At 59.6% G+C, this 25,552-nt stretch carries 25 protein-coding genes, 2 pseudogenes and 1 riboswitch; of the genes and pseudogenes, 14 read left to right on the forward strand and 13 right to left on the reverse strand.

Annotated elements, in window-relative coordinates:
* The first annotated feature begins 151 nt into the window (after nt 1-151).
* Nucleotides 152-1,060, forward strand: a complete 909-nt coding sequence (locus LOY38_RS05235) for a TIGR01777 family oxidoreductase (protein WP_258699106.1) — start codon at nt 152-154, stop codon at nt 1,058-1,060.
* A gap of 8 nt (nt 1,061-1,068) precedes the next feature.
* Nucleotides 1,069-2,094 (forward strand): ferrochelatase, encoded by a 1,026-nt coding sequence (gene hemH / locus LOY38_RS05240; RefSeq protein ID WP_258699107.1) that lies wholly within the window; start codon nt 1,069-1,071, stop codon nt 2,092-2,094.
* Between the two features lie 101 nt (nt 2,095-2,195).
* Here the strand turns inward: hemH and LOY38_RS05245 are convergent, their stop codons facing one another.
* Complete coding sequence (locus LOY38_RS05245) at nt 2,196-3,470, reverse strand: uracil-xanthine permease family protein (protein WP_258699108.1); 1,275 nt, start codon at nt 3,468-3,470, stop codon at nt 2,196-2,198.
* A 2-nt stretch (nt 3,471-3,472) separates the two neighbouring features.
* The gene (gene upp / locus LOY38_RS05250; RefSeq protein ID WP_007939777.1) at nt 3,473-4,111 is read right to left on the reverse strand and encodes a uracil phosphoribosyltransferase; all 639 of its coding nucleotides are present in this window, start codon (nt 4,109-4,111) and stop codon (nt 3,473-3,475) included.
* Nucleotides 4,112-4,288: 177 nt separating this feature from the next.
* On the opposite strand from upp, the gene LOY38_RS05255 reads away from it, so the two are divergent.
* A complete protein-coding gene (locus LOY38_RS05255; protein WP_258699109.1) occupies nt 4,289-4,846 on the forward strand; it encodes a hypoxanthine-guanine phosphoribosyltransferase in 558 nt (185 codons plus the stop codon).
* A 77-nt stretch (nt 4,847-4,923) separates the two neighbouring features.
* Here LOY38_RS05255 and dauA read toward each other — a convergent pair whose 3' ends face one another.
* Nucleotides 4,924-6,645, reverse strand: coding sequence for a C4-dicarboxylic acid transporter DauA (gene dauA, locus LOY38_RS05260; protein ID WP_258699110.1), 1,722 nt, complete (start codon nt 6,643-6,645; stop codon nt 4,924-4,926).
* Between the two features lie 151 nt (nt 6,646-6,796).
* Between dauA and LOY38_RS05265 the strand changes: the two genes are divergently transcribed.
* Together LOY38_RS05265 and LOY38_RS05270 are read left to right on the forward strand one after the other, a co-directional pair.
* Complete coding sequence (locus LOY38_RS05265) at nt 6,797-7,282, forward strand: hypothetical protein (protein WP_258699111.1); 486 nt, start codon at nt 6,797-6,799, stop codon at nt 7,280-7,282.
* A gap of 63 nt (nt 7,283-7,345) precedes the next feature.
* Nucleotides 7,346-7,633 carry a PA4642 family protein gene (locus LOY38_RS05270; protein ID WP_258699112.1) on the forward strand — a complete coding sequence of 96 codons (288 nt, stop codon included), beginning with the start codon at nt 7,346-7,348 and terminating at the stop codon, nt 7,631-7,633.
* A gap of 244 nt (nt 7,634-7,877) precedes the next feature.
* On the opposite strand, the gene mqo is transcribed toward LOY38_RS05270, so the two are convergent.
* Nucleotides 7,878-9,386: a malate dehydrogenase (quinone) gene (gene mqo, locus LOY38_RS05275; RefSeq protein ID WP_258699113.1), complete on the reverse strand. Its 1,509-nt coding sequence runs from the start codon at nt 9,384-9,386 to the stop codon at nt 7,878-7,880.
* Between the two features lie 740 nt (nt 9,387-10,126).
* Nucleotides 10,127-10,360 (reverse strand): hypothetical protein, encoded by a 234-nt coding sequence (locus tag LOY38_RS05280; protein ID WP_258699114.1) that lies wholly within the window; start codon nt 10,358-10,360, stop codon nt 10,127-10,129.
* Between the two features lie 206 nt (nt 10,361-10,566).
* Between LOY38_RS05280 and LOY38_RS05285 the strand changes: the two genes are divergently transcribed.
* The gene (locus LOY38_RS05285; RefSeq protein WP_007905851.1) at nt 10,567-11,151 is read left to right on the forward strand and encodes a YajG family lipoprotein; all 585 of its coding nucleotides are present in this window, start codon (nt 10,567-10,569) and stop codon (nt 11,149-11,151) included.
* A 163-nt stretch (nt 11,152-11,314) separates the two neighbouring features.
* Here LOY38_RS05285 and LOY38_RS05290 read toward each other — a convergent pair whose 3' ends face one another.
* Nucleotides 11,315-11,521 carry a hypothetical protein gene (locus tag LOY38_RS05290; RefSeq protein WP_030129737.1) on the reverse strand — a complete coding sequence of 69 codons (207 nt, stop codon included), beginning with the start codon at nt 11,519-11,521 and terminating at the stop codon, nt 11,315-11,317.
* Between the two features lie 194 nt (nt 11,522-11,715).
* On the opposite strand from LOY38_RS05290, the gene LOY38_RS05295 reads away from it, so the two are divergent.
* Nucleotides 11,716-11,994 carry a hypothetical protein gene (locus LOY38_RS05295; RefSeq protein WP_258699115.1) on the forward strand — a complete coding sequence of 93 codons (279 nt, stop codon included), beginning with the start codon at nt 11,716-11,718 and terminating at the stop codon, nt 11,992-11,994.
* A gap of 164 nt (nt 11,995-12,158) precedes the next feature.
* Here the strand turns inward: LOY38_RS05295 and LOY38_RS05300 are convergent, their stop codons facing one another.
* A complete protein-coding gene (locus tag LOY38_RS05300) occupies nt 12,159-13,325 on the reverse strand; it encodes a 1-acyl-sn-glycerol-3-phosphate acyltransferase (protein ID WP_258699116.1) in 1,167 nt (388 codons plus the stop codon).
* A 139-nt stretch (nt 13,326-13,464) separates the two neighbouring features.
* On the opposite strand from LOY38_RS05300, the gene LOY38_RS05305 reads away from it, so the two are divergent.
* From LOY38_RS05305 to LOY38_RS05315, 3 genes are read left to right on the forward strand one after another with little or no spacing between them, the layout of a single operon-like run.
* Nucleotides 13,465-13,647 carry a CPXCG motif-containing cysteine-rich protein gene (locus LOY38_RS05305; protein ID WP_258699117.1) on the forward strand — a complete coding sequence of 61 codons (183 nt, stop codon included), beginning with the start codon at nt 13,465-13,467 and terminating at the stop codon, nt 13,645-13,647.
* 9 nt (nt 13,648-13,656) lie between these two features.
* Nucleotides 13,657-13,917 (forward strand): DUF2007 domain-containing protein, encoded by a 261-nt coding sequence (locus LOY38_RS05310; RefSeq protein WP_258699118.1) that lies wholly within the window; start codon nt 13,657-13,659, stop codon nt 13,915-13,917.
* Nucleotides 13,918-13,952: 35 nt separating this feature from the next.
* The gene (locus LOY38_RS05315; protein ID WP_258699119.1) at nt 13,953-14,576 is read left to right on the forward strand and encodes an SOS response-associated peptidase; all 624 of its coding nucleotides are present in this window, start codon (nt 13,953-13,955) and stop codon (nt 14,574-14,576) included.
* Between the two features lie 140 nt (nt 14,577-14,716).
* On the opposite strand, the gene LOY38_RS30260 is transcribed toward LOY38_RS05315, so the two are convergent.
* Nucleotides 14,717-15,559, reverse strand: coding sequence for a methyl-accepting chemotaxis protein (locus LOY38_RS30260; RefSeq protein ID WP_408980615.1), 843 nt, complete (start codon nt 15,557-15,559; stop codon nt 14,717-14,719).
* A 12-nt stretch (nt 15,560-15,571) separates the two neighbouring features.
* A pseudogene (locus LOY38_RS30265) lies at nt 15,572-16,858 on the reverse strand (HAMP domain-containing protein); the annotation flags it as partial.
* A 274-nt stretch (nt 16,859-17,132) separates the two neighbouring features.
* Here LOY38_RS30265 and LOY38_RS05325 point away from each other — a divergent pair.
* The gene (locus tag LOY38_RS05325; protein ID WP_258699121.1) at nt 17,133-17,951 is read left to right on the forward strand and encodes a M48 family metallopeptidase; all 819 of its coding nucleotides are present in this window, start codon (nt 17,133-17,135) and stop codon (nt 17,949-17,951) included.
* Between the two features lie 120 nt (nt 17,952-18,071).
* On the opposite strand, the gene LOY38_RS05330 is transcribed toward LOY38_RS05325, so the two are convergent.
* The 3 genes from LOY38_RS05330 to LOY38_RS05340 form a co-directional block, all read right to left on the reverse strand.
* Entirely contained in the window at nt 18,072-18,656 is a 585-nt protein-coding gene (locus LOY38_RS05330; protein WP_205889759.1) for a TMEM165/GDT1 family protein, read from the reverse strand.
* Between the two features lie 89 nt (nt 18,657-18,745).
* A riboswitch (yybP-ykoY riboswitch) is annotated at nt 18,746-18,868 on the reverse strand.
* 52 nt (nt 18,869-18,920) lie between these two features.
* On the reverse strand, nt 18,921-19,919 hold the full coding sequence (locus LOY38_RS05335; RefSeq protein WP_258699122.1) for a class I SAM-dependent methyltransferase: 999 nt from the start codon (nt 19,917-19,919) through the stop codon (nt 18,921-18,923).
* A gap of 33 nt (nt 19,920-19,952) precedes the next feature.
* Nucleotides 19,953-20,918, reverse strand: a complete 966-nt coding sequence (locus tag LOY38_RS05340) for a 2-hydroxyacid dehydrogenase (RefSeq protein ID WP_258699123.1) — start codon at nt 20,916-20,918, stop codon at nt 19,953-19,955.
* Nucleotides 20,919-21,009: 91 nt separating this feature from the next.
* Here LOY38_RS05340 and LOY38_RS05345 point away from each other — a divergent pair, with 91 nt between their 5' ends.
* On the forward strand, nt 21,010-21,639 hold the full coding sequence (locus LOY38_RS05345; protein WP_258699124.1) for a LysE family translocator: 630 nt from the start codon (nt 21,010-21,012) through the stop codon (nt 21,637-21,639).
* A 13-nt stretch (nt 21,640-21,652) separates the two neighbouring features.
* Here LOY38_RS05345 and LOY38_RS05350 read toward each other — a convergent pair whose 3' ends face one another.
* Complete coding sequence (locus tag LOY38_RS05350) at nt 21,653-22,423, reverse strand: helix-turn-helix domain-containing protein (protein ID WP_223488073.1); 771 nt, start codon at nt 22,421-22,423, stop codon at nt 21,653-21,655.
* A gap of 85 nt (nt 22,424-22,508) precedes the next feature.
* On the opposite strand from LOY38_RS05350, the pseudogene LOY38_RS05355 reads away from it, so the two are divergent.
* Nucleotides 22,509-23,694, forward strand: a pseudogene (locus LOY38_RS05355) (MFS transporter).
* Between the two features lie 147 nt (nt 23,695-23,841).
* Nucleotides 23,842-25,524 (forward strand): fatty acid--CoA ligase, encoded by a 1,683-nt coding sequence (locus LOY38_RS05360; protein ID WP_258699125.1) that lies wholly within the window; start codon nt 23,842-23,844, stop codon nt 25,522-25,524.
* The last annotated feature ends 28 nt before the right edge of the window (nt 25,525-25,552 follow it).

Raw genomic sequence — 25,552 nt, forward strand, 5'->3', positions numbered from 1 at the left:
CCTGTACAATATTGTTTTTTGGTATAACTTTTAGCGTTCTCGTTCTGACAGCTTGACCTATTGTTAGACACAGAGCCTGCCCGATACCAAAGATCCCTGCTTATAAAAATAGACTAGTGATCAGGGTAAAACGCCACGCGAGGAAGATGTCATGCACATATTGCTGACCGGCGGTACTGGTTTGATAGGACGTCAACTCTGCCAACACTGGTTGAGTCAGGGGCATCGCCTGACGGTCTGGAGCCGCACGCCTGCGAAAGTCGCCAAAGTCTGTGGCACTCAGGTACGTGGAGTCGCACGGCTCGAGGACCTGGGTCAAGAACCGGTGGATGCCATTATCAACCTCGCGGGCGCCCCGATCGCCGATCGGCTCTGGACCCATAAACGCAAAGCGTTGTTGTGGAGCAGCCGGATCACCCTGACCGAAACGCTGCTGGCCTGGCTCGAAAGCCGCGAGCAGAAACCGCAGGTGCTGATTTCCGGCTCGGCGATCGGTTGGTACGGCGATGGTGGCGAGCGGGAGTTGACTGAAAAATCTCCGCCGGTCATCGATGATTTCGCCAGCCAGTTGTGCATCGCCTGGGAAGAAACCGCGCAACGCGCCGAAGCCTTGGGCATTCGCGTGATCCTCATTCGTACCGGGTTGGTGCTGTCCGCCGAGGGCGGCTTTTTGTCGCGGCTATTGTTGCCGTTCAAACTGGGGCTGGGCGGGCCGCTCGGCAATGGTCGGCAGTGGATGCCGTGGATTCATATCAAGGATCAAATCGCCCTGATTGATTTTCTTCTGCATCGCAATGAGGCCAGCGGTCCATATAATGCCTGCGCACCCAAGCCGGTGCGCAATCGCGAATTTGCCCAAACGTTGGGTAGCGTGTTGCATCGTCCGGCGTTCATGCCGATGCCCACCTTCGTGTTGAAGGTGGGCCTGGGCGAGTTGTCATTGTTGCTGCTGGGTGGCCAGAAGGCCATGCCGGCTCGCTTGCTGGAAGCGGGCTTCACTTTCCAGTTCACTGATTTGCGCGCGGCGTTGGACGATCTGTCCAGCCGCCTTAAGAAATAGGACGTTGCATGACCGATCACGCGTTGCTTCTGGTCAACCTGGGTTCACCCGCTTCCACCTCGGTGGCGGATGTGCGCAGCTACCTCAATCAATTTCTGATGGACCCGTATGTGATCGACCTGCCGTGGCCGGTGCGGCGTTTGCTGGTGTCGTTGATTCTGATCAGGCGCCCGGAGCAATCGGCCCATGCTTACGCATCGATCTGGTGGGAGGAGGGCTCGCCACTGGTGGTGCTCAGCCGTCGCTTGCAACAGGCCATGACCGCCCAATGGACTCAGGGGCCGGTGGAACTGGCGATGCGTTACGGCGAGCCGTCGATTGAATCGACACTGGTGCGGCTGGCTGCCCAGGGGCACAAAAAAATAACCTTGGCGCCGCTCTATCCGCAGTTCGCCGACAGCACCGTGACCACGGTGATCGAAGAAGCCAGGCGCGTGGTGCGAAATAATAACCTCGATGTGCAATTCTCGATTCTTCAGCCGTTCTACGATCAGCCGGAATACCTCGAGGCCTTGGTCGCCAGTGCCAAGCCTTATCTGCTGCAGGATTACGATCACCTGCTGCTGAGTTTCCATGGCTTGCCGGAACGGCACCTGACCAAGATCGACCCCACCGGTCATCATTGCTTTAAAAGCGATAATTGCTGTCAGAACGCTTCACCGGAAGTATTAACCACCTGCTACCGCGCCCAATGCCTGCGCACCGCTTCCGAGTTTGCCCGGCGCCTGGGCTTGCCGGACGGCAAGTGGTCGGTGTCGTTCCAGTCGCGTCTGGGGCGAGCCAAGTGGATCGAACCCTACACCGAAGCGCGCCTCGATGAGTTGGCCAAGAGCGGTGTGAAGAAAGTTCTGGTGATGTGCCCGGCGTTCGTCGCCGATTGCATCGAGACACTGGAAGAGATTGGTGATCGTGGGCGGGAGCAGTTCCGCGAAGCGGGAGGGGAGGAGTTGGTATTGGTGCCGTGCCTCAACGATCATCCGCAGTGGACCAAGGCGTTGAGCACCTTGTGTGAACGGGCACCGTTGGCGCTTTAAAAGCATCGCGGGCAAGCCCGCTCCCACAGGTATTGCGCTGACCTTGTGGGAGCGGCGGTGCGGCGGTCCGACTTGCCCGCGATGGCGTTCTTGAGACCTGCTTAGATCAGCGGCTCATCCGCCCGCTTGTGCTTCCAGCTGTCATTGCCCGGCAGTAACAGGTTCAGCGCAATCGCCACCACCGCACACAGCGCGATGCCTTTGAGGCCGAAATCGTCCGGGCCGGTACCGGTGCCGACCAACATGCCGCCAATCCCGAACACCAGCGTCACCGAGACAATCACCAGATTGCGTGCTTCGCCCAAGTCGATCTTGTGGCGAATCATGGTGTTCATCCCCACCGCCGCGATCGAACCGAACAACAGGCAGAGAATCCCGCCCATTACCGGTACCGGGATGCTTTGCAGCAGTGCGCCGAACTTGCCGATGAACGCCAGGCTGATCGCAAAGATTGCCGCCCAGGTCATGATTTTCGGGTTGTAGTTTTTGGTCAGCATCACCGCGCCAGTCACTTCGGCGTAGGTGGTGTTGGGCGGGCCGCCGAACAGGCCGGCTGCGGTGGTGGCAATGCCATCGCCGAGCAGGGTGCGGTGCAGGCCGGGCTTTTTCAGGTAATCGCGACCAGTCACGCTACCGACTGCAATCACGCCGCCAATGTGTTCGATCGCTGGCGCGAGGGCCACCGGAACGATGAACAGAATGGCCTGCCAGTTGAATTCCGGCGCCGTGAAGTGTGGAATCGCGAACCACGGTGCGGCAGCAATTTTCGTGGTATCGACCACCCCGAAATAGAACGCCATGGCGAAACCCACCAGCACACCGGAGATGATCGGCACCAGGCGGAAAATACCTTTGCCGAACACCGCGACGATCAGGGTGGTCAGCAGCGCCGGCATCGAGATCAACATCGCCGTCTGGTAAGGAATCAGCTCCGTGCCGTCGCCGGCCTTGCCCATCGCCATGTTGGCGGCGATCGGCGCCATGGCCAGGCCGATGGAGATGATCACCGGGCCAATCACCACCGGTGGTAGCAAGCGGTCGATGAACCCGGTGCCTTTGATCTTCACGGCAAGGCCGAGGAAGGTGTAGACGAAACCGGCCGCCATCACACCGCCCATGGTCGCCGCCAGGCCAAACTGGCCCTTGGCGAGAATGATCGGCGTGATGAAGGCAAAGCTCGAGGCCAGGAACACCGGTACCTGACGCCCGGTGACGATCTGGAACAGAATCGTCCCAAGGCCTGCGGTGAACAGCGCCACGTTCGGGTCGAGGCCGGTAATCAATGGCATCAACACCAGCGCGCCAAAGGCCACGAACAGCATCTGCGCACCCGACAGCACTGTGCGCCAGAGCGGATCGTTGAACTCTTGCTGCATGCTCAAGCGTCCTTCTGCTTGGTGCCGAAGATCTTGTCACCGGCATCGCCCAAGCCTGGGATGATGTAACCGTGTTCGTTCAGTTTCTGATCAATGGAAGCGGTGTAGATGGTCACGTCCGGGTGAGCCTTCTCTACAGCGGCGATGCCTTCGGGGGCGGCCACCAGGACCATCGCGCGGATGTCCTTGCAGCCGGCCTTTTTCAGCAGGTCGATGGTGGCGACCATCGAGCCGCCGGTGGCGAGCATCGGGTCGATGATCATCGCCAGGCGCTCGTCGATTTCCGGCACCAGTTTTTCCAGGTAGGTGTGGGCTTCGAGGGTTTCCTCGTTGCGGGCCACGCCCACGGCGCTGACCTTGGCGCCCGGGATCAGGCTCAGCACGCCTTCGAGCATGCCGATACCGGCACGCAGGATCGGCACCACGGTAATCTTCTTGCCGGCGATTTTCTCGACCGACACCGTGCCGCACCAGCCTTCGATGTCGTAGCTTTCCAGCGGCAGGTCTTTGGTGGCCTCATAGGTCAGCAGGGCACCGACTTCCTGAGCGAGCTCACGGAAATTCTTCGTGCTGATGTCGGCGCGGCGCATAAGGCCAAGTTTATGACGGATCAGCGGATGGCGGATCTCACGGATGGGCATGGGAAAAGGCTCCGGCGGCGGGCAAAAAAACCGGCCTAGATTAATCTAACCGAGGGTGTTGTCCTATAGACATATAGAACGTTAGTCCACAAACGCTTGATCTGGCCTCGCTTGATGCGTACCTTTGCCCGCTTTTCGTGACTACGTCCCCCCCTAATTTCCCCCTTGGAGAACGCCATGTCCGCTGATCTCGAGCATATCCGTCAAATCATGCGAGAGGCTGACTGCCTGTACACCGAAGCTGAAGTCGAGGCGGCCATCGCCCGCGTCGGTGCGCAAATCAACGATCAGCTGGCTGAGAGCAATCCGGTAGTGTTCTGCGTGATGAATGGCGGGCTGATTTTCTCCGGCAAGCTGCTGACGCATCTGAACTTCCCGCTTGAAGCGTCCTACCTGCACGCCACCCGTTATCGCAACGAAACCAGCGGTGGCGAGCTGTTCTGGAAAGCCAAGCCGGAAGTTTCGTTCATCGACCGTGACGTGCTGATCATCGACGACATCCTTGACGAAGGTCACACCCTGGGCGCGATCATCGACTTCTGCAAACACGCCGGCGCGCGCAAAGTGCACACCGCCGTGCTGATCGACAAGGACCACGACCGCAAGGCCCGCCCGGACCTGAAAGCCGATTTCGTCGGCCTGCCATGCATCGACCGTTACATCTTCGGTTACGGCATGGACTACAAAGGCTACTGGCGTAACGCCAACGGGATTTTTGCCGTTAAAGGCATGTAAACAGGATGACTGTCTGGGGGCGATTGGCCGCCAGGCCTCACATCGGGATGCGTGCGCAGTTTGCTTGAACTGCGCGCTCAGTCCTGTCCGGCAACCCAGTGTTCGCTTTTGCGTCGAGCTTGTTCCAGGTTGTTCACATAGGCCAACTGGCGCTGTTCCCGATGGATGCCCGCGCGCCTGAGTTTCAGGCGTACCCGTGGAGCGGTTCCGACCAGAATCAGGCCGATGCCGTCGGTGCGGTAATCCCTGAGGATATTGTCGAAGGCCGCCAGCGCCGTCATGTCCAGCATGGGCACGGCACTCATCTCGACGATCACCACTTTGACCTCCGGGCTGAATTTGCGCAGTACGCCCAGGGCTTTTTCCGCAGCACCGAAAAACAGCGGCCCGCGTATCGCATAGCAACGAACATGCTCCGGCATATCCTGTAAGGCTTGATGGAACTCGCGAGGCAGTTCGGCGGTGTCCGTGAGGTCGCTCATGCGCTTGATGAACAACCCGGCGGCCAGCAGCAGGCCGACAGCGACGGCCAGTACCATGTCGAACAGCACTGTCAGGCTCAGGCAGGTCAGCAAGACCAGCACATCGCTGCGCGGTGCAATACGCAAGGTGTGCATGACGTGTCGGGCTTCGCTCATGTTCCACGCCACCATCACCAGCAATGCCGCCAGCGCCGCCATCGGCAAGTAGCTGAACAGGGGCGCGAGGGCGAGTATCGCCAGCAACACCACCGCACTGTGGATAATCGCCGCCAATGGTGAAAACGCTCCGCTGCGCACGTTGGTGGCGCTGCGGGCGATTGCCGCGGTGGCGGTAATGCCGCCGAACAGCGGTGCGACCAGATTGCCCAGGCCTTGACCCAGGAGTTCGGCGTTGGGGTCGTGTTTGCTGCCCGTCATGCCATCGGCCACCACCGCGCACAACAATGATTCGATGGCACCGAGCATGGCGATGGCAAAGGCTGGCGCCATTAATTGGCGGATCAGGTCGTAAGACAGGTGCAGCGGCTGGCCGTAGGGCCCCGGCAGATTCCACGGCCAGTCGAAGCTCGGCAGAAACGGCGGTATGCCGGGATGGCTGATGCCATCGACGATATAGCTGAAGCGCTCCCCCAGCGTCGCAACCGGTAACCCGCCGCTTTCCAGTGCCGCCCCCAGCAATGCGCCGACGGCCAGCGCCACCAGATGCCCCGGAATCCTCGGCACAAAACGCGGCCAGACGATCAGAACCGCCAGGCACATGACACCGATGATCCCGTCCCCCAGACGAGCGCTGGGTAACGCCTGGAGCACCCCGCCTAATTGCTCGATGTAATGTTCGGCATGCCCGGTGGTACTCAGGCCCAGCAAATCCTTTAGTTGGAGTGTGGCGATGACAATGCCGATCCCGGCGGTAAAGCCCAGGGTCACCGGATAAGGAATGTACTGAATCAGCCGTCCGGCCCGAATCAGCCCCAAGGCAATCAGGATTGCCCCGGCAAGCATGGTGCACAGCAGCAGGCCACCCAGACCATATTGTTGGGTGATCGGCAGCAGTATCACCACGAACGCGGCTGTCGGCCCGCTGACATTGAAGCGCGAGCCTCCCGTCAGGGCGATCAGGGGCGCGGCAATCAGCACCGTATACAGACCTTGCTGGGGTGCTACCCCCACCGCAATCGCCAGGGCCATGGCCAGAGGGATGGCGATAATCCCTACCGTCACCCCGGCACTGATATCGCCGCGCAAGCGTCTGAGGCTATAACCTGCGCGCCAGGTCTGACGCCAAGCGGCGAACAACGGGGGAATGGAGAAAGACATGGGGACTCCACAATAGACGGCGCACTGTCGAAATAGGGCTGAAAGCTCTTTCAGTATGCCCAGCCTTGTCTTCAAGAGTATTGACCTGGATCGGTTATTCGCCCGGTTGATCCTCATGCTAGAGTGCTCGGCCCCGCCCCCGGAGCCTGTCATGAGACTTTTGATCCGCAGCTGCGCCGCCCTGTTGCTGACCCTCAGCCTGCCCCTGGCCGCCGCGCCGGCGCCAATGCACGCGCAGTTTTTGCCCCCGGACGACCTGACCCTGCGTGACGCCGAACCCGAGCAGCAACAACTGTTGCAGGTCACCGACTATTCCGTGGTATTCGGCAGTCAGCGCCAGTCCAACCAACAGCCGATCCCGGTCACATCGCCATTGCTGATCCGCCTCAAGGGTAAATCCTTGAACAAGGGCGCGACCATCAGCCAGGTGTTGGTCAATTTCGATGGCGAAAGCAAAAGCCTGAAAAAGCCGATCTACGACGAAAGAAGCAAAACCCTGACGCTCTATTACCCGCTGGCTCAGTACCGGGTGGTGATCGACTTGTTGCGCAACGACACGGTGTATTGCCAGTTCCTCAGCTACGCCAACGGCCATATCTGGGCCGATTTGCACACAGGCAGCGTTCGTCCGCGTTGAGCCCGGCGCTAAGGCGGGGGTAAACTGCCCGCCCCGTGAAATGTCTGCGAGCTGGAGTCGGCAATGCGTAAAGATAAGAAGCAAGTGATTGGTGACGAGATCGGCGATGCGCAGATCAAACTGTTCCTCGATTTTGAACCGGTCGACGCCACTTCACCGTCGCTGCACAAACTGATCAAGGCCTACCGCGGCCTGCGTATCGATGACTTCGAGCGTTTTCTGACGTTCTTTGTCGAAGCCGGCTATGAGCTGGACGGCAAGGATGAGCACGGCAATGATTTCGTCGCCCTGATCAAGGATCAACGCAACGCCGCCGAGTACATCGAGCTGATCGACAAGGCTCGCGGCTGACCTGAGGGTGCACTGTTGTTGCCCTGACTTGGTGGGTGTTTGTGCTGGCCCTTCGCGAGCAGGCTCGCTCCCACATTGGATCTGTGTCGATCACAAAATTGTGATTCAACTCGATCAACTGTGGGAGCGAGCCTGCTCGCGAAGGCGGCGTAACCAACACCGAAGATCTTAGGGTCAACCGTTTCACCGATATAAAAAAACGCCCCGCCCTCAATGAGGACGGGGCGTTTTTTGTGCTGCTGAATCAAGCGTAGCTTTCGGTCTCGTTGCTGGCTTCAACCAGTTCCAGCGCGACGTTGTTGTGCGCATTGATCTTGCGATACAGCGCTGCGTCGGTTTCCAGAACCTTTTCCCGAGCCGGGAAGATTTCCGCCAGTTTGGCAGCCCACTCACCGGACGCTTTGTTCGGGAAGCATTTTTCGATCAGCTCAAGCATGATCGAAACCGTCACCGAAGCGCCTGGGGACGCGCCGAGCAGGGCCGCAAGGGAACCGTCCCTGGCCGCGACCAGTTCGGTACCGAACTGCAGAACGCCGCCTTTCTTCGGGTCTTTCTTGATGATTTGCACCCGTTGGCCGGCCACTTCCAGGCGCCAGTCTTCGGCTTTCGCTTCAGGGTAGAAGCGACGCAGGGATTCCAGGCGCTGCTCCATCGACTGCATCACTTCGCTGACCAGGTACTTGGTCAGGTCCATGTTGTTTTTTGCCACGGCCAACATCGGGCCGATGTTGCCGGCGCGAACCGACATCGGCAGGTCCATGAAGGAGCCGTGCTTGAGGAACTTGGTGGTGAAGCCGGCGTAAGGTCCGAACAGCAGGGACTTCTTGCCATCGACCACACGGGTGTCCAGGTGCGGCACAGACATCGGTGGCGAACCGACCGCAGCCTGGCTGTAGACTTTGGCCTGGTGGTGCTTGACCACTTCCGGGTTGTCGCAACGCAGCCACTGACCGCTGATCGGGAAGCCGCCGAAGCCTTTGCTTTCTTCGATGCCCGAAGCTTGCAGCAGCGGCAGTGCCGCGCCACCAGCGCCGAGGAAGACGAACTTGGCGTCGACTTCACGAGTGTTGCCGCTATTGACGTCCTTGATGCTGACGGTCCAGCCGCCGTTGTTACGCTTCAGGCCGGTGACGCGCTTGCAGTACTTGACCTGGGCATCGGGTGCGCTGGTCAGGTGCTGGAGCAATTGGTTGGTCAGGGCACCGAAGTTGACGTCGGTGCCGTTCATCACGCGGGTGGCGGCGAGGACTTCGTCGGCCGGGCGGCCCGGCATCATCAACGGCATCCACTCGGCCATTTTGGCCTTGTCTTCGGTGTACTCCATGTCGGCGAAGGCGTGGTGCTTGCTCAGCACCTTGAAGCGTTCCTTGAGGAAGGAAACGCCTTTGTCGCCCTGCACGAAGCTCAGGTGCGGCACCGGGCTGATGAACGATTTGCACGAACCGAAGGTGCCTTTCTTGGTCAGGTAGGACCAGAACTGCTTCGACACCTCGAACTGGGTGTTGATGTGCACGGCTTTCTTGATGTCGACGGTGCCGTCGGCGGCCTGTGGCGTGTAGTTCAGCTCACACAGCCCGGCGTGACCGGTACCGGCGTTGTTCCACGGATTGGAACTCTCCGCGGCACCGGAATCCATCAGCTCGACGACTTCCAGCTTGATCGCGGGGTCGAGCTCTTTGAGCAGTACAGCCAGGGTAGCACTCATGATGCCGGCCCCAACCAGTACTACGTCGACTGCTTCGTTATGCGCCATTTAACGCGTCTCCAAAATCTGCAGCACCAAATTGTCGGCATAGCTGCCAGGCGTTCCGGGGCGTGTCAGTGATGCCCCAGATACCCATGGCCAGGATCGCCATGTCCGAATCTTCGCAATTTTTCGCAACTTCGACGGATGCATGCGGCCTGGCCTCAAGAGTCACATGAACTCATTTCAGCGCGCGGCTCGCAATTCGACTTATGGTCGAGACATCCGTTTGTGCAACCAAATCCGTAGCGGACAGGCTTCAGGCTCCGGTGTTCGAGGAGTACTCGGTCCTGTGTCGTTGGGCTGTTGTAGACGCTAATGGTGCATGTTCAGACGCAAAACTATTCATTTGCTCGCCACACTCTTGTGAAGTTGTGAAAACCCGTTTTTTTCACGCTCTTTTGAAGACGTGAACCTCAAAAAAGGGCTGTCCCAGCCTGGCACCGCGCCCGGATGGATTGCCGCCATGGGTACATGGGCAGGCAAAAACGGGCAAACAGCTCAGTGACCGAGCGTAATGACAGCTCTGCAGATTCGCGAAAAGTGGTGATTTGCTTAAGAAACAGCAAGCGCGCCAGCTTCACTCGATCTGTGTGGGCGGCTCTCTGTGGGCGGTGCGGGGTGTCAATACCGAGGCATTGAACGATGCTGCGAGGCCCGATCAGGAGACGTCCTTATAATCGGGGGGAGATTGTAACGAAGAAACGCAGGGAATTGGTCGTGTTTAATGACTTTTATTAGGCGTCCGGTCAAGTGGTCAGCAGTTGCTGCGCCCGCGCGCGCGGCTGGTGCTGGCTGACACGGGCGCTGGCGGGCAGGGGATGGTGCAGCCAGTTGAGGCGGATCTCTTCGATTTCGACCCAGCCATCGCCCATGGGCTGGAGGCTGCACTGCTTGAATGCCTGGCAGTGGCCATTGCGGTCGAGCAGAACAAAGCTGCGATGCAACGGGCGTGGCGCGAACAGCGAGATGAGAAAACGCATGGCAAAGTACCTTGTGGGTGACTGCTGTGAAGGTTGCCAGTGAGTGATGACGTGCATGTGTAAGGTGGGTGACAGATGTGTGACAGGAACCGCGCTCTGCCGTGTTTGTCAGAGATTTCAGTAATCGTTGTTCGAAGCTAGTTCGCCGCAGTGGCGCACCGCTATACTGCGGGCATTGTTAGTTGCCTGATTCTGGAGAGAAGAGCATGTTGCAACGCCTGTTGTTCGGTTTGATCACTGTGACCAGTTTGACCCTCGTCGGCTGCGCCCACAGCCCGCAACAACTGAACCCGGAACCCAAGCTGACGGCTCAGCTGGCGCCGGTCGGCCGTGGTCAGCCGGTGGTGGTGCGTGTGGTGGACGGTCGTCCGTCGCCAACGCTGGGGACTCGTGGTGGTCTGTATCCAGAGACCAGTGCGATCACCGTGCAGGGCGCGCAGATTCTGCCGAAGCTGCAGGCTCAGGCTGAAGCGGCCGTGCGGCTGCTGGGCTTTACGCCGACGGCCAATGCGTTGAACGCGCCGCAATTGACGGTGACCCTGGCCGAGCTGAAGTATCAGTCGCCCAAAGAAGGCCTGTACGTAACCGAGGCAACGATTGGCGCGACGTTCCGTTCGGATGTGCAGAATGCCAACCGCCGTTATAGCGGTCGTTATGGTGCGTCGCTGGATCAGCGTTTTGGCATGGCACCGAATCAGGAAACCAATACCAAGCTGGTCAGTGATGTGCTGAGTGATGCGTTGACCCGCTTGTTCAAGGACCCGACGATTGGTCAGGTGCTTGCCGAGTAACGGTTTGCGGATTGTTTAAAGAACCCGGTGTCAGTGATGGCGCCGGGTTTTTTTTTGAGTTCGCCGACCTGTTGCAGATTTACACCGATCAAATGTGTGCGGGCTTGCTCGCGAAAGCGGTGTGTCAGACGACTGAAATGTAGTCACTGCGTTTGTAGGACGCTCAAGCCGCCTCCGAATAAAAATCCAGAACACTCACCCCCGTCAGCAAATCCGCTTCCGGTAAATCCGCATGTTGATGCCCGCCCAGCGCGCAATACACCAGCCAGTGGCGGTCCTGTACGTTGAAGGCGAGGCTGCCGACTAAGGTTTGTTGTTCGTCGCTTTGGGCAATGAGGTAGAGGCGGTCCTGGTTTTCGGCGTGGAGCATGACGCGGTCCGTGTCGGTTTCGAGGGGCGACAGACTGGCGGATTCAGATGACGGCGCCGTGACACAGGACAGTAATCGGCCAAATGGTTTCGTTATTTGTCGGAAAACCGGGGCAGGCCGGAGCGCTTTCGGTAGAATTCGCGCCGCGGTCGTCGGTTGGGTGTCCGCCACACTGGTTTTACCTGAGGTTTGTGATGTCGCTGCAATTGATTTCGCTCTTTACCGCTCATCCCGCCAAATTGATCAACTTGCTGGCCTTGCTGTTCGCCTGCCCGGGCGGCTGGTTGCTGCATGCCACCCGTCGTCGTGAGCAACGTGCGTTGGCCAGTATCGAAGCCCAGCGCCAGCGTCGTCCCAGCGAAGAGCCAACGCTGGATTGGGCGACCCTGCGCATGAACCGGTTTTTCTACCGCTTCGGTTTTGCCTGCCTCGGGATGGCGTTGCTGGTGTCGTGGGTCAGCACGCGCGTCTGAAAATCAAAAGATCGCAGCCTGCGGCAGCTCCTACGGGGGATTGCGCATACATGTTGGATATCGGGTGTACTCGGTCAATGTAGGAGCTGCCGAAGGCTGCGATCTTTTGATCTTGCATAAAGAAACGGCGCCCGAAGGCGCCGTTGTCATTTCCAGCCATTGCCTTACAGCGGCAACCCGGCCTTGACCCGATACTGATTGCGCACCGGTGTCGCGTATTGCAGCACCAGAAACGGACGATGCTCCTCAGGGCAGGCATCCAGCCGACGCTGCCATTCTTCCTGAGCCTTGGCCAGTTCGTCTGCCGCAAACACCTCGGCCGCTTTCGGCACCTGCAATTGCGGATCGGCGTCTTTCCACAGCGCATAAGCCAGGTAGTGCACCGGGAACAACCGGTAACCGCCGAGGATCTGCTTGTCCATTTCGATCGCCAATTGCTTGGTGTCTTCGAACAGTTCGGTGATCGGTGTGGCGAAGTTCACGTGGACCCGGCCTTTGTAACCGGTGATGCCCTTGGCGATGCTCACATCATCTTCGCCCGGCGCCTTGGTGTAGCTGCCGGTGGTGGCGCGGATGTACAGCTCGCGGGCCTTGGCCTGGTCGCACGGGTCGTATTCGTAGCTGATCGACACCGGGGTAAGGTTCAGCGAACGGATGACCTCGCCGAACGGCTCGTCCTTGCGGCTCATGTGGAACATCTTGAGGATCGCCGACTCGGTACGGTCGTCGCCGTCCTTGGCCCGACCTTCGGCCTGGGCGATCCAGATCGAGGCGCAATCGTTGCGGATCGAGTGGTTGATGTAGGCCGACAGCAGTTGATAGGCCGCCATTTTTTCCCGGCGACCGGTGATCGAACGGTGCACGATGAAGCTCTTGTTCAGGCGCATCAAATCGCTGACAAAAGGCTTTTGCAGCAAGTTGTCGCCAATGGCGATGCGCGGGGTCGGCAGGCCGGCGTGGTACACGGCATAGTTGACGAAAGCCGGGTCCATCACGATGTCGCGGTGGTTGGCGATGAACAGGTAGGCGCTGCCGGACTTGAATTGCTCCACGCCGGCATAGGTCACCCCGTCCGTGGCTCGCTCGATGGTGTGGTCGACGTAAAACTCGACTTTGTCCTGCAAGGTGGCCACCGACGTGACGCCGGCGAACTCACGGCGCAGCCGATGCGCTATAAGAGGTTTGAGCATCCAGCCTAAGGCACCGGCATAACGCGGGAAGCGGAAGTGGGTGAGGATATCTAGAAACGCCTTGTCGCCGAGCAGCCGTGCCAGCACTGCTGGGACTTCGCTGTCGTCGTAAGGTCGGATGGCATCGAATTCGCCCATCATGCTCTCTTGTTGGAAACGGCTAGGGTAAGTAAAGGTTTTGATCGAAAACCAACGGGGCACGGTCTGAAAAGGTAGCCAGACGAAAATAGCCCTGCAAATAGACCGGCGATTATACGCACAAGTCACTTGGGAGACCGCGATGCAAGAAACCGAGCGCTATACATGTCCGTATTGTGGGGAAGAGTCCGAGGCGCTTCTGGATCTGTCCGGCGGGGATCAGGTCTATATCGAAGACTGTCCGGTCTGTTGTCGGCCGATCAGGTTTCATCTCGAAACCGATGGTTTGGAATGGATGCTCGAAGTTTACAGCGAAGACGAGTGAGGGGCGCGAATGCAGCGAATCTACGAGCCGGAAAACCTGATGGAAGGCGAGTTACTGCAAGGCATGCTGGCCAGTGAGGGCATCGAGGCGCATCTGCTGGGCCGGGATTTGATCGGCGGCACCGGGGAGTTGCCGATGTTCGGCCTGCTGGGTTTATCGGTCGATAACGATCAGGCCGAATACGCCCGGGAGCTGATCGCCGCGTATAATGCCGCGCTGCCGCTGTCCGGCGACGAACCGGACAGTTTTCCCGGCACGCTGGTCTGTTAGGCTGGCGTTCGTTTGATCAAGAGTCGTATTGCCCCATGTGTGGACGTTATGCCCTGTTTCGCTGGAACCCCGCCTTCGCGGCCCTGCCCGGATTTCCCGTCGACCAGCAAGCTCAGTGGAATATTTCCCCCAACGATTCGGTGTTGATGCTGCGTGCCGGCGCAGACGGCCAGCGTGAGTTGGCCCGTGCCCGTTGGGGGCTGACGCCGCTGTGGCTGACCGACCTGTCCCGCACCCCGGCCCATGCCCGCGCCGAAACCGTTGCCGAGCAGCCGATGTTTCGCGAAGCCTTGCGCCTGCGTCGTTGCCTGCTGCCGGCCAATGGTTTCTACGAATGGCGCGGCACCACACGTAAACGTCCGTACTGGCTGACCCCGGGGGAGGGCTCGGCGCTGTTCTTCGCGGCGATCTGGGAGGCGTATCCGGTGCAGGAGCAGGTGTGGCTGAGCACGGCGGTGATCACCCAGCCTGCCTCGAGTCAGCGTCGGCCGTTGATTCTCGATGCGGCGGGGCAGGAAGCCTGGCTCAACCCCGAAACCCCGTTGCATGCCTTGCAGGCGCTGCTGGCCAGCGAACCCGCGGCGTTGCGTGAGCGGGTGTTGGCCAATATGGTGAATGATCCGAAGCTCAATGGGCCGGAGTGTTTGACGCCGGGTTGATGAGGCGCCTGAGCCGGCTTCATCGCGAGCAGGCTCGCTCCCACATTTGATCTCAGGTGTTCACAAATAATGTGTTCCCAAATATCACCTGTGGGAGCGAGCCTGCTCGCGATAAGGTCCGCAGGACCTTCCCGCAATTGTTAAACCTTGAACTGATTGATCAACCGCCGCTGCTGTTCCGCCAACTTGGTCAAATCCGCACTGGCCGCGCTTGATTCATCCGCGCCACCGGCCACTTCATTGGCCACTTGCCCGATGTTGATCACGTTGCGGTTGATGTCATCGGCCACCGCGCTCTGTTCCTCGGCCGCGCTGGCGATCTGGGTGTTCATGTCGTTAATCACTGACACCGCTTGCGTAATGGTCTCCAGCGCCTCGGCCGCTTTCGCCGCGTGCTGCACGCTTTCGTCAGTGCGGTTCTGGCTGTCTTCCATGACCCGCACCACGTCGCGGGTGCCTTGTTGCAGTTGCTGGATCATGGTCTGGATTTCTTCAGTGGCCTTCTGGGTCTTCTGCGCCAGGTTGCGCACTTCATCGGCCACCACCGCAAATCCCCGGCCCTGTTCACCGGCCCGCGCCGCTTCGATGGCGGCGTTCAAGGCCAGCAGGTTGGTCTGCTCGGCGATCCCGCGAATGGCCGTCAGGATCGCGTTGATGTTTTCGCTGTCCTTGGCCAGGGTCTGCACCACGCTGACGGCCTTGCCGATCTCCACCGCCAGCACGCCGATCGAGTTCGAGGTGTCACGGACGATTTGCATGCCCTGCGCCGCTGCCTGATCGGCATGGCTGGCAGCTTGCGCGGCCTGAGTGGCGTTGCGCGCCACGTCCTGGGCGGTGGCGGTCATTTCGTGCACGGCGGTGGCGACCTGATCGATCTCGGCCATTTGTTTGTGCACACCGATGTTGGTGCGAATGGCGATGTCGGCGGTGTGTTCCGACGAATCGCTGACGCTCTGCACCGATGTCACCACTTGAGTAATCATTGCCTGCAACTTCGCCAGGAACGTATTGAAGCCCTTGGCGATCGAGCCCAATTCGTCGCTGCGGTCGCTGGTCAGGCGGCGGGTCAGGTCACCTTCGCCCTGGGCGATGTCATCGAGCATGGTGACCATCTGCTTCAGCGGCCGGGCGATGCCATGACCCACCAGCCAGATCACCAACAAACCGATACCGGCGATCAGCAGGCCGACCATGGCCATGCCAAAGGTGTCGGATTTGCGCTGCGCATCCAGATCGCCCTGAAGTTTTTGCAGGTCGGCCATCACCGCGTTCAGCGGCAGTTGCAGCATCAAGGTCCAGCGGGCGTCGGTCTGGCCGATGCCGAATGGCAGGTACAACTCGATCCGGCCCTGGGCCTTGTCGACGGTGTAAGTCACTTCGCCGCGTTTGAGATTGGCCATGTTGGCAATCTGCTTGCTGTCGAGGATATCGCTGACCTTTTCGCCGAATTTGCTCGGATCTTTGGTGTAGGCGACGATCCGGCCGTTACCGCCGATCAAGGCCATTTCTCCGGCGCCGCTGTACAGTTTCTGATTCTCCCCCAGGAGCATTTCCTGGATGAAGTTCACTGACAGGTCGGCGCCGACGATGCCCTGGAACGCGCCGTTGAGCATGATCGGTTCAATGAAGGACGCGAGCATGACGATCTTGTCGCCGACCTTGTAGGGCGCCGGATCGATCACGCAGGATTTTTTGGTTTCCTTGGAGCACAGGTAGTACTCGCTGGCGCGCACGCCGGTGGACAGGGTTTTCTGGTCGTCGACGTCCACCAGTTTGTCCAGGCCCAGGCTGCCGTCTTCGTTGCGGAACCACCACGGCAGAAAGCGTCCGTTGCTGGCATCAATACCAACCACTGGGGTGTCAACGTAGGCTGCATCGTTATGGTCGAGTGCGTTTTTTTCCCAGCCGATGTAGGTGCCGAGAATTTTCGGATTCCGGGCGACGTTTTCCTTGATCAGGCTGATCAATTGCTCACGGCTCAGGCTCAGTTGCGGTTGACCGTCGGCGCCCGGGGTGCCGATCAGCGCATTGACCCGCACAAGGCCGCCGGCAATCAGCAGCGGTGCTTCGAGTTCGCGCTGGATCTGGCTGACCTGGGTTTGCGCCAGCGACGTCAGGCGTTGTTCGATGACTTGCTCGAACTGCGCCTGAGTCCGTTGCTGGACCATGTCTTGGGTCCGGGCACCGGAAAACAGCGCGTACAGCACCAGGGCTGCGACGACACTAAGAACGATGGCGCCGGCCAGGGCGGCAACGGAAAACTGGATCGACTTGAATTTCATGGGTGCTCCGCACGCAAGAGAACGTCTGCAGAGCGGTATCGGCAAGGGTCAGGAGGATCATGAGCGCGGTGTGACGAATTGGCAGTTTTGGAGTGCTGGATGTCGTAAATGAATCATTGCTGACCGTGATCGGCCATGGCGGGCGCTGTTGTGTGAATTTTTTCCTACGGTGATCGAGGTTTTGTCTGAAAAGTATGTGCTACACGTTCGTTGTATCTGGCGCCGATACAAATCACCACCTAGGATACGCGACATGTTTCCAGGGAGCTTCTTGATGAATAAGACATTGGTATTGTGTGCACTGAGCGCAGGTCTGCTGCTCGCCGGTTGTCAGTCGGTCAACACCACCAGCGGTGGCGCCGTGGGTGTTGAACGCAAGCAATACATGTTCAGTATGTTGTCGACCTCCGAGGTCAACCAGATGTACGCCCAGTCTTATCAACAGACCGTCGGGGAGGCGAGCACCAAGGGCGTGCTGGACAAAACCAGTAACGATGCGAAGCGCGTGCAGGCAATCTCCAATCGTCTGATTGCTCAGGCGCCGGTGTTCCGTCCAGATTCGGCCCAGTGGCAATGGGAAGTGAACCTGATCAAGAGCGACGAACTCAACGCCAACTGCGGGCCTGGCGGCAAGATCATTTTCTATACCGGGCTGATCGACACCCTACAACTCACCGACGACGAAATCGCCGCCATCATCGGCCATGAAATCGCTCACGCCTTGCGTGAGCACGGTCGTGAAGCGATGTCCAAGGCTTACGGTATCGAAATGGCCAAGCAGGGCGCGGGTGCGTTGCTCGGTCTGGGCCAGGACAGCCTGGCCCTGGCGGACACCGTGGCCAAATACGGCATGACTTTGCCCAACAGTCGCGAGAATGAAAACGAAGCGGACTTGATCGGCCTTGAGCTGGCGGCCCGCGCCGGGTACAACCCGAACGCCGCGATCACCTTGTGGAACAAGATGAGCAAAGCCTCGAATGGCGCACCGCCAGAGTTCTTGAGCACTCACCCAGCGTCGACCAGTCGGATTGCGTCGTTGCAGGCGGCGATTCCGAAAGTGATGCCGTTGTACGAGAAAGCACCGAAATCCTGAGCCATGTATTTAGGCTGCTGACGCCATCGCGAGCAGGCTCGCTCCCACATTGAAATGCGATCAACTGTGGGAGCGAGCCTGCTCGCGATGAACGATAACGCGGTCTACCGAGCTACCGCGTCAAACCCACCCACTGCTCTGCATCGCCTTGTACACCGCGACAATCGCCAGGATGAAGAACGCCGACGCTGCCAGGCGACGGATCAACGTCAGAGGCAGTTTTTCCGCCGCAAAGTTACCCGCCAGTACCACCGGCACGTTGGCAATCAACATCCCGGCAGTGGTGCCGATGATCACCAGCCATAGATCCGGGTATTGCGCGGCGAGCATCACGGTAGCGACTTGGGTCTTGTCGCCCATCTCCGCCAGGAAGAACGCAATCAGCGTGGTCAGGAACGGCCCGAACTTGCGGGCGGTGCTGGCTTCGTCCTCATCCATCTTGTCCGGCACCAGGGTCCACAGCGCGGTGGCGGCGAAGCTGGCGGCGAGGATCCAGTGCAACGTCGCATTCGAGAAGAAACTGCCAAACCAGGCGCCTACCGCACCGGCTGCCGCGTGGTTGGCCAGGGTCGCGGCGACGATGCCGGCGATGATCGGCCAGGGTTTGCGAAAGCGTGCGGCGAGAATGAGCGCGAGCAGTTGCGTCTTGTCGCCGATTTCGGCCAAGGCAACGATTGCGGTGGGAACGAGAAGTGAATCCAGCATCAGGGTTTTCCTAAGGGGCGGGTCGACACGGCTATGACACGTACAGCCTTCCCGCCCCGGGTAAGGTGTTCGTGTCATAGGTCTTGTCAAACCCTGCGATCCGTCTGGTGCGGACGCTTGGGTCGCATACGCCATGGTCTGAGGACCAAGTATGTTGACGTATGCCGGACGAGCATGGCGCTCGTGGGAGACTACTCCCCTAGGACGGAGCGGATTCTGCCTAGGCAAATCCGATTGGGCAAGTCCTCTTTTTCAAAAGCGTTTTCAGCCGCGCTTGGCCCGGTAGATTCGGAAACCCTGTCCTTCAGCCTTGATCGCACACGCGCCCAAGTGCTCTTCGATCAGCGGTTGATACTTCAGGAAACTGTTCGCTACCAACCGAAGTTCGCCGCCGTTTTTCAGATGTTTTGCCGCTTTTCGCAGCAAGTTCTCTGTAGCGAAGTAATCGGTGTGTACGCCGACATGGAACGGAGGGTTACTCAGAATTGCGCTTAACCCCATGGGCGCGGCATCGATGCCATCACCGGTCATCACCTCCGCTTCCAGGCCGTTGGCGGCCAGGGTAAGGCGACTGCTGGCGGCGGCAAACGCGTCCACATCGAGCAGAGTGACCTGGTTGTGCGGATAACGCCGCTTGACCGCCGCCCCCAACACGCCAGCGCCGCAACCGAAGTCCAGCAGGTGGCCGCTGGGCAGTTTGTCCAGATGTTCCAGCAGCAGGGCGCTGCCGTGATCCAGTCGACCGTGGCTGAACACACCCGGCAGGCTGATGACTTTCAACGGCCCTTCGGCCAACGGCAGTTCGTAGGTCTGGGCCAGGCTTTCCAGTGATTTGGCTTCTGGCGCATTGGCCACGGTGACCTGCCAGAGCTGGCAATGCCGTGCGCTGTCGAGTTTGCGTGGTTTACCGAAGGGGTTCAGCTGCTTGGCCGCGCCTTCGATACCGCTGCGTTTTTCGCCTACCAGATACAACTCGCGACCGGCCAGACGAGAGGCAAGGGCGTTGAGGATGTAGTCGGTCAGGTCCTTGGACTTGGGCAGAAACACCACGGCGCTGTCGAATTCACGCGCCGGTGCGTTCACGCCAAAATGGCTGCGCTCGGCGAAACGGGCGTCCAGTGCTGCTTGATCACCGGCGTGCCAGCACCAGCCGTGGGCATCGGGCAAGCGGCCCAGCAAATCATCGGCGGGCAAACCGGCCAGCAGCACCGAACCCTGGAATAACTCGGCCTGACGAAGCAGTACTTCACTGCGCGGATCCATACTCTGCTCCTTGAAAAAAAGTGCCGCAGTTTATCAACTGACGACCCGCAGCGCTTTACCGCTGAAATAAGCCTGAGCGTTTTCGGTCAACTGGCCAACGATTCGTTGCCGCGCCTCGCGACTGCCCCAGGCGTTGTGCGGGGTGACGATCAGCCGTGGAATGTCCTGGGCCAACAGCGGATTGCCCGCGATGGGTGGTTCGACACTCAACACGTCGGTGGCCGCGCCGCCCAGATGACCGTTGCGCAGGGCGTCGGCCAAGGCCTGCTCGTCAATCAAGCCGCCGCGCGCGGTGTTGACCACGAAAGCACCGGGTTTCATCGAGGCCAGTTCACGGGCACCGATGAAGTGCCGAGTGTATTCGTTGAGTGGGCAGTGCAGGGTCAGCGCGTCGATTTGCGGCAGCAGTTCATTCAGCGGCAAGCGATCCGGCCGGGCAGGGCGTCCTGGAATCTGCCCCGGCAATACGCGCATGCCGAACGCCTCGGCCAACCGCGCCACGGCGCTGCCCAGTTCACCGTGGCCAAGCAGACCGAGGGTTTTGCCTTGCAGTTCGACAATCGGGTAATCCAGCAGGCAGAACTGTTTCGCCTGTTGCCAGCGACCTTCGGCGACAGCTTTCTGATAATCGGCCAGGCGCGTCGCCAAATTCAGCAACAACATGATCGTGTGCTGAGCCACCGACGGCGTGCCGTAACCCTGGCAGTTGCAAACGGTAATCCCGTGAGCGCGGGCGGCGGCGAGGTCGACGTTGTTGGTGCCGGTAGCGGTGATCAGGATCAGCTTCAATTCGGGGCTGGCCGCCATGGCCGCCGCATCGATCAGGATTTTGTTGCTGATGGCGACGGTGGCGCCCTTGAGGCGTTCGATCACCTGTTCTGGCGTGGTTTGTGCGTACAGCTGCAAGTCGCTGAAGCACTCGTGTAGCGGGCTGAGATCGAGATCGCCGAGGTCCAGGGATGGATGGTCAAGGAAAACGGCGCGGCGAGGGTTCGTCATCAACTGTACCTTTTGTGCATTGAACTGAAGGCGTAATCTGCCGAGCCTACCAGATGAAACAAACAGTTACGCTGGCCCAAAAGGAGCCCCCATGTACTGGACAGAGTTCTTGACCGTTGCCCTGATTCACCTGCTGGCCGTCGCCAGCCCCGGACCGGATTTCGCCGTGGTGGTGCGTGAGAGCGTGACCCACGGTCGCCGTGCCGGGACCTGGACGGCACTGGGCGTCGGTTCGGCGATTTTCCTGCACGTCGGTTATTCGCTGCTGGGCATCGGGCTGATCGTGTCTCAATCGATCGTGCTGTTCAACGCCCTGAAATGGGCGGCCGCCGCGTACCTGCTGTACATAGGCTTCAAGGCCTTGCGCGCGCAACCGGCCAAACCGGTGGCTGACGATCTGCGCCAGGAAGCCGGCGAACGCACCGCACGGGGCGCTTTCACTTCGGGTTTCGTGACCAATGGCTTGAACCCGAAAGCCACGCTGTTTTTTCTGTCGCTGTTCACCGTGGTGATCAACCCGCACACGCCACTGGCGGTACAGGCCGGCTATGGGATTTATCTGGCGGCGGCGACAGCGGTCTGGTTCTGCCTGGTGGCGATGCTGTTCAGCCAACAGCGCGTACGCGCCGGTTTCGCCCGCATGGGCCACTGGTTCGACCGGACCATGGGCGCGGTACTGATCGCCATCGGCGTGAAACTCGCGTTCACCGAGATGCATTGATCGCGCTGAGCACCTACGGGGGATTGAGCTCGCTCAATTTGTTCAACGCGTTCAGGTATTCCCGAGGGTTTTCTCCGAGTAAACGGCGAAACATCGCGCTGAACGCCCGAGCACTGCCGTAACCCAGATCACACGCCACGCTCTGCACGCTTTCCCCGGCGAGCAGGCGCGGCAGGGCTTCCATCAGGCGCAGTTGTTGACGCCAGGCATTGAAATTCATCTTCAGTTGTTGTTGGAACAGCCGCGCCAAGGTTCGAGAACTGGCGCCGACCTGCTGTGCCCAGTCTTCCAGGGTATTGGAATGGTCTGGTGTGCGCAGTAGCGCCAGGCAGATGCCCAGCAGGCGTCGGTCCTCGGGCATCGGAATGTGTAGCGGAAGGTTTTCCAGGCTGGCGATCTCTTCGAGCATCAGCCTCTGAATCAATGAGTTTTCCGCGTGTTGCGGACCTTTCACCGCGCGCAGGATCAGCTCGCGCAGCAATGGCGTGACGGCCAGCACGCAGCACTGTTGCAGAGTTGGCGGCGACAGTTCGGCGGCAATGAACAGCGAACGCATGCGCACCTCGCCCGACATGAAAATCTCATGCGCCACCAAGGGCGGAATCCACACGGCTCGGGTCGGTGGAATGACCCAGGCCCCTTGCGCCGTGACCACTCGCATAGTGCCGCAAACGGCGTACAGCAACTGCGCTTCTCGGTGTTGATGCAATTCCTGATGAGCACCGTCCATATAATCTCGCGGATAGGCGCTGACCGGTCCGTGCAGGAAATGGCTGATTAACATGTCAGATCCAATGACTTTATTGTCAGAAATACGCTTTTTCGCCAACTTAGCATAAGCCGCTCTCTATAACGTAAAGCGTGCCGCGATGAACCAGTCCAGAAACGTCCTCCGCTACATCAACGCAGCCCATGTGATCGATCATATGTTCATGTTGATTTTTCCCGCCGCCATTCTCGGCATGACCCAGGCCTTCGCGCTGGACTACGCCGCGCTGATTGGCCTGTCCCTCGGCGGTTTCATTGCCTTTGGCGCCTGTTCATTGCCGGCCGGTTGGCTGGGGGATCACTGGAGCCGACGGAAAATGATGCTGGTGTTTTTTTTTTGGTATTGGCGCCTCGGCGATCTTTACCGGCGTGAGCAATAGCGCCCCGATGCTGGTACTCGGCCTGACGCTGATCGGGGTTTTCGCCGCGATCTATCACCCGGTGGGCACCGCGATGCTGGTGGCTTACGCGCAGCATCGCGGCCGGGAAATCGGTATCAACGGTATGTGGGGCAACCTCGGCGTGGCGTTTTCGGCGCTGATCACCGGGCTGCTGGTGGCGCAGTTCGGCTGGCGTTCGGCATTCATTTTGCCCGGCGTGGTGGCGATTGTGCTGGGCATCGGTTTCGCGTTTCAGGTGCGCGAAGAACCGATCCCGAAGCGTCCGCACATGCCGCTCAAAGGTGCGGCTGGCCAGCGGATTTCCATGTTCATGGTGTTCGGCGTACTGGCCTTGGCCACCGCGACCGGCGGTGTGGTGTTCAACGCCACGACCATGACCTATCCGAAACTGTTTCAGGAGCGCCTGCACGATTTGTTTGCTTCACCGCAAACTCTTGGCGTCGTGGTCAGCCTGGCGTATGCCTTCGGCGCCGTGGCGCAGTTGAGCATCGGCCGGGTCTTGCATCGTTTCAGTCTGAAATGGCCATTCATCGTGTTGACGTTGTGCCAGGCGCCGCTGTTGTTCGGGTTGGCCTATGTCGACGGATGGGCTGTGATAGCGCTGGGCGCAGCGTTCATGTTCGTGGTGTTTGGCCAGGTCACGGTGAATGATGCGATGGTCGCCAACTTTGTCGCGGCGCAATGGCAATCCCGAGTCTTTGCGCTGCGTTACTGTTTATCGTTCGGTGCCAGTGCTACCGCGATTCCGCTGATTTCGTTCGTCGAACCGCGCCAAGGTTTTGTAGGCCTTTACCTGATATTGGCAAGTTTTGCGGCGTTGACCTTCGTGGCTGCAGTGGTTTTCCCCCGGACACCATCCGAGGCTGCCGTAGAAAAAACGGCGTAACGGCTAACGAATTCCTGCAAATGCTGGCGCAAGGCTAGCATTTGTACGGCTGTGCAAATCATTCCTTTGGCTGATTTTGCTGGCGTTCAAGGGCTCTAGAGTGCTTAGCTTTAGCAGCCAAGACTGTGCAGTCAAAAAGGGACTCTTATGTTGCAGACTCGCGTTATTCCTCCCGCCGAGGGCGCTTACCAGTATCCGCTGTTGATTAAACGGCTGCTGATGTCCGGCGCCCGTTACGAAAAAACTCGCGAGATCATCTACCGCGATCAGTTGCGCTACAGCTATCCGACCCTGATCGAGCGGGTCGCGCGGCTGGCCAATGTGCTGACAGAGGCCGGCGTGAAGGCCGGGGATACCGTGGCGGTAATGGACTGGGACAGCCATCGCTACCTGGAGTGCATGTTTGCCATCCCGATGATCGGCGCGGTGATCCACACCATTAACGTGCGCCTGTCGCCGGAACAGATTCTCTACACCATGAACCACGCCGAGGACCGCTTCGTGCTGGTCAACAGCGAGTTCGTCGGGTTGTACAAGGCGATTGCCGGGCACCTGACCACGGTGGAGAAAACCCTGCTGCTGACCGACTTACCGGAAAAGACCGCCGATTTGCCGAACCTTGTCGGCGAGTACGAGCAACTGCTGGCCGCCGCGAGCCCGCAGTACGACTTCCAGGACTTCGACGAAAACTCGGTCGCCACCACGTTCTACACCACCGGCACTACCGGCAACCCCAAAGGCGTGTATTTCACCCATCGGCAACTGGTGCTGCACACCATGGGCGTGTCGACCATCATGGGCTCCATCGACAGCGTGCGCTTGCTGGGCACCAACGACGTGTACATGCCGATCACGCCGATGTTCCATGTGCATGCCTGGGGCTTGCCGTATGTGGCAACCATGCTCGGGCTCAAGCAGGTCTATCCCGGTCGTTATGACCCCGAATACCTGGTGGAACTGTGGCGCAAGGAGAAGGTGAGCTTTTCCCACTGCGTGCCGACCATTCTGCAAATGGTCCTCAATGCCAAGGCGGCGCAAAACATCGATTTCGGTGGCTGGAAAATCGTCATCGGCGGCAGTGCGCTCAACCGTGCGCTGTATGAAGCGGCCAAAGCCAAGGGCATTCAGTTGACCGCCGCTTACGGCATGTCGGAAACCGGGCCATTGGTATCGTGCGCGCACCTCAACGATGAGTTGATGGCCGGTACCGAAGACGAACGCACCACTTACCGGATCAAGGCCGGTGTACCGGGGCCGTTGGTCGAAGCGGCGATCATCGACACCGACGGCAACTTCTTGCCTGCCGATGGTGAGACCCAGGGCGAACTGGTGCTGCGCGCGCCGTGGCTCACCGAGGGCTATTTCAACGAGCCGCAGAAAGGCGCCGAGCTCTGGGCCGGGGGCTGGCTGCACACCGGCGACGTGGCGACGCTGGACAGCATGGGCGTGATCGACATTCGCGACCGGATCAAGGACGTGATCAAGACTGGCGGCGAGTGGATCTCCTCCCTGGACCTGGAAGACCTGATCAGCCGCCACCCTGCGGTACGCGAAGTAGCAGTGGTGGGCATCGCCGATCCGCAGTGGGGCGAGCGGCCGTTTGCGCTGTTGGTCGTCAGGGAAGGGCATGAGATCGGGGCCAAGGAACTCAAGGAGCACCTCAAGCCGTTCGTTGAACAGGGGCACCTGAGCAAGTGGGCGATCCCGAGCCAGATCGCCATTGTTACTGAAATTCCCAAGACCAGCGTCGGCAAACTCGACAAGAAGCGCATCCGCGTCGACATCACCGAATGGCAGGCTAACAACAGTACCTTCCTCTCGACGCTTTAAGCGTCCGCTGGCGCGCCGAAAACGGCGC

The organism is Pseudomonas sp. B21-015 (genome assembly GCF_024749285.1).
GTDB lineage: Bacteria > Pseudomonadota > Gammaproteobacteria > Pseudomonadales > Pseudomonadaceae > Aquipseudomonas.